Source organism: Reinekea blandensis MED297 (assembly GCF_000153185.1).
In the GTDB taxonomy this organism is placed as follows: domain Bacteria; phylum Pseudomonadota; class Gammaproteobacteria; order Pseudomonadales; family Natronospirillaceae; genus Reinekea; species Reinekea blandensis.
The window spans coordinates 161517-162994 of record NZ_CH724151.1; the positions used below are offsets into that span (position 1 = coordinate 161517).

Below are 1478 nucleotides of genomic sequence, written 5' to 3' on the forward strand. Positions count from 1 at the left end.
CATGTTACAGTTCTCAGGTGTCTCTGGAGCGTATGAGTTCTTGCACTGGGCATCATGCTTATATCAGTGCCTCGATTATCATGCAGTGCTGACGGTGTAAGCCCACAGCTGGAACAGTGAAGAAAGATGGTGAAGCCGGGCGTCGTAAGATGTCTCAGTACACCCGTTATCTGACACTGGCATTGGCACTGGTACAGTCTTTTGCAATTTCTGCAGGTCTGGCCAGCCAGGGGATTGCGTTTGCCGCAACCTTCAGCTTCTTCTTCGTCGCTGTTGTTACTTTTACCACCGGAACCATGTTCCTGATGTGGTTGGGTGAGCAGATTACGGAGCGGGGGATCGGAAACGGTATTTCCTTGCTGATCTTTGCAGGTATTGTGGCCGGTCTGCCGGGTGCAATCGGGCAGAGCTTCGAGTCCGCCCGACTGGGCGAGCTGAATATTCTGGCTCTGATCGGTATTGGCGTATTTGCCATCGCCGTGGTTGCCTTTGTCGTGTTTATCGAACGCGGTCAACGCCGTATTACGATCAACTACGCAAAGCGTCAGCAGGGCCGTAAGGTATTTCAGGCACAAAGCAGCCATCTGCCACTGAAAGTGAACATGGCTGGTGTTATTCCACCTATCTTTGCATCCAGTATTTTGCTTTTCCCGGCTTCGCTGGGTAACTGGTTCGGTCAGAACGAAGGTATGGAATGGCTTCAGGACCTGGCGATTCTGCTGGGACCTAATCAGCCGCTCTATCTGGTGCTGTTCGCTGCAGCGGTAGTGTTCTTCTGCTACTTCTACACAGCAGTTACCTTTAACCCGAAAGATGTCGCCGAAAACCTGAAACGGTCTGGTGCCTTCATACCGGGTATCCGTCCAGGTGAGCAGACATCCCGTTATATCGACGGTGTGTCGGCCCGGCTGACGTTCTTCGGTGCGCTGTACATCACAGCAGTTTCCTTGCTTCCGCAGGGGCTGGTCATGGCGGTCAACGTTCCATTCTATTTGGGTGGTACGTCGCTGCTGATCGTGGTTGTTGTGGTAATGGACTTCATGGCCCAAGTGCAGAGTCACCTGATGTCACACCAGTATTCATCTCTGATGAAGAAGGCAAACCTGAAATCAACCGGTGGTCTGTTTTAAGACCACGGTTATTGGAGTTAATCATGAAAGTACGTGCATCGGTTAAAAAAATATGCCGTAACTGCAAGATTATTCGACGCAACGGTTCAGTGCGCGTGATCTGTTCTGATCCCAAGCACAAGCAGCGCCAAGGGTAATTTTGGGTTACAGCGGATGTCGCTTGCTTTTTGAAAAGGCAGGCGGTATCCTTTCGCGCCCTCAGAATCTGAGGGGTAGCACATTGGCAGGGTTTAATGCGCCCTGTCAATTTCATTAATAGACGGAGTAAGTTGAATGGCCCGTATAGCAGGCGTCAATATCCCTGACAATAAGCATGCGGTGATTTCCCTGACCTATATCTTTGGTATT

Annotated in this window: 1 protein-coding gene and 2 pseudogenes; all 3 read left to right on the plus strand. The window is 50.8% G+C overall.

Features of this window, described 5'->3' with window-relative positions; genetic code table 11:
* Nucleotides 1–1130 (plus strand): annotated as a pseudogene (gene secY / locus MED297_RS09295) (preprotein translocase subunit SecY); the annotation flags it as partial.
* A gap of 23 nt (nucleotides 1131–1153) precedes the next feature.
* The gene (gene rpmJ, locus MED297_RS21830) at nucleotides 1154–1267 is read left to right on the plus strand and encodes a 50S ribosomal protein L36 (protein ID WP_008044334.1); all 114 of its coding nucleotides are present in this window, start codon (nucleotides 1154–1156) and stop codon (nucleotides 1265–1267) included.
* 136 nt (nucleotides 1268–1403) lie between these two features.
* Nucleotides 1404–1478: pseudogene (locus tag MED297_RS21835) on the plus strand (30S ribosomal protein S13); the annotation flags it as partial.

Coding starts and splice junctions, on each gene's coding strand:
- rpmJ (WP_008044334.1), top strand. CDS start 1,154: ATGAAAGTACGTGCATCGGTTAAAAAAATATGCCGTAACTGCAAGATT.